Here is a 1,380-nt window from a genome sequence, read left to right as displayed (position 1 = left end):
GGCGGCATGCCGGGCTGCTGCTGGTACCCGTAACCCGGCTGCTGCTGCGGATAACCGCCCGGCTGCTGGTAACCGCCGGGCTGCGGGTAGCCGCCCGGCGGCTGGTAGCCGGGGCCCGGCTGCTGCTGCGGGTAGCCGTAGGGCGGCTGCTGCGGTGGCGGGCCCGGCGGCGGTGGCCTGCCGTAGGGGTTGTTCGGGTCGGGGTAGCTCATTCTCTTCTCTCGTCAAGCGGTTCCGAAGCGGCTGCGATGCCGTCCGGCCCGAGGAGAGGTGAGGGAGAGCCAGTGCCGTGCCCCCCAGCCGTCCCCGTTCGGCCGCAGCACTGGGTGTCATCATCGACGTCCGGCGTGAGGGCTGTCCACCCGGGGCCGTCAACCGTGGCGAAGCTGCAACGCCGGTTTACCCCTGGATTGGTGACCGCATGCCTCGATCCGCGAGGATGGGGGCATGAGCGCGCAGATTCTCGACGGCAAGGCCACCGCGGCCGTGATCAAATCCGAACTCGCCACCCGTGTGGCGGCGCTGAAGGCCCAGGGCGTGACCCCCGGCCTGGGCACCGTGCTGGTCGGTGACGACGTCGGCAGCCAGAAGTACGTCGCCGGCAAGCACCGCGACTGCGCACAGGTGGGCATCGCCTCCCTCCAGCGTGAACTGCCCGGCACGGCGACGCAGGAGGAGATCGAGGCGGTCGTCTCCGAGTTGAACGCCAACCCGGAGTGCACCGGGTACATCGTGCAGCTGCCGCTGCCGAAGGGCGTCAACACCAACCGGGTGCTGGAGCTGATGGACCCGGCGAAGGACGCCGACGGACTGCACCCGACCAACCTGGGCCGGCTGGTGCTCAACGAGCCCGCCGCGCTGCCCTGCACACCCAACGGCATCATCGAACTGCTGCGCCGGCACGGCGTGGAGATCAAGGGTGCCGACGTGGTCGTCGTCGGGCGCGGCGTCACCGTGGGACGCTCCCTGCCGCTGCTGCTGGCCCGCCGCTCGGAGAACGCCACCGTCACCCAGGTGCACACCGGCACCCGCGACCTGCCCTCGCACCTGCGGCGGGCCGACATCGTGGTGGCCGCGGCCGGAGTGCCGCACCTGGTGCGGCCGGAGGACGTCAAGCCCGGCGCGGCCGTGCTGGACGTCGGGGTCAGCCGCGACGCGGACGGCCGGATCGCCGGCGACGTGCACCCGGACGTGGCGGAGGTCGCCGGGTGGCTGTCCCCGAACCCCGGCGGTGTCGGGCCGATGACCCGCGCCATGCTGCTGGTCAACGTGGTGGCTGCCGCCGAGGCGGCGGCGGCGCGGAACGCGGGCTGACCCTTGGACGCCGAGACCTCCGGCGCGAAGCCCGCGCCGGCCACCGATCCCCGCGACGACGCCACC

Annotated in this window: 2 protein-coding genes; one reads left to right on the top strand and one right to left on the bottom strand. The window is 72.8% G+C overall.

What is annotated here, in order from left to right:
• A partial coding sequence (locus ACYVE9_RS22115; protein WP_461029641.1) for a hypothetical protein occupies window positions 1-212 on the bottom strand: 212 nt, incomplete at its 3' end.
• Window positions 213-447: 235 nt separating this feature from the next.
• On the opposite strand from ACYVE9_RS22115, the gene ACYVE9_RS22110 reads away from it, so the two are divergent.
• Window positions 448-1,314, top strand: coding sequence for a bifunctional methylenetetrahydrofolate dehydrogenase/methenyltetrahydrofolate cyclohydrolase (locus ACYVE9_RS22110; protein WP_461029640.1), 867 nt, complete (start codon window positions 448-450; stop codon window positions 1,312-1,314).
• Window positions 1,315-1,380: the final 66 nt, after the last annotated feature.

Source organism: Streptomyces sparsus, from assembly GCF_054776295.1.
Note: the sequence above shows the minus strand (reverse complement) of the source record. Positions and strands in the feature narration are given on the sequence as shown.

Excerpts from the sequence above, each read along its gene's own strand:
- ACYVE9_RS22110 (WP_461029640.1), top strand. The coding sequence starts at position 448 with ATGAGCGCGCAGATTCTCGACGGCAAGGCCACCGCGGCCGTGATCAAA.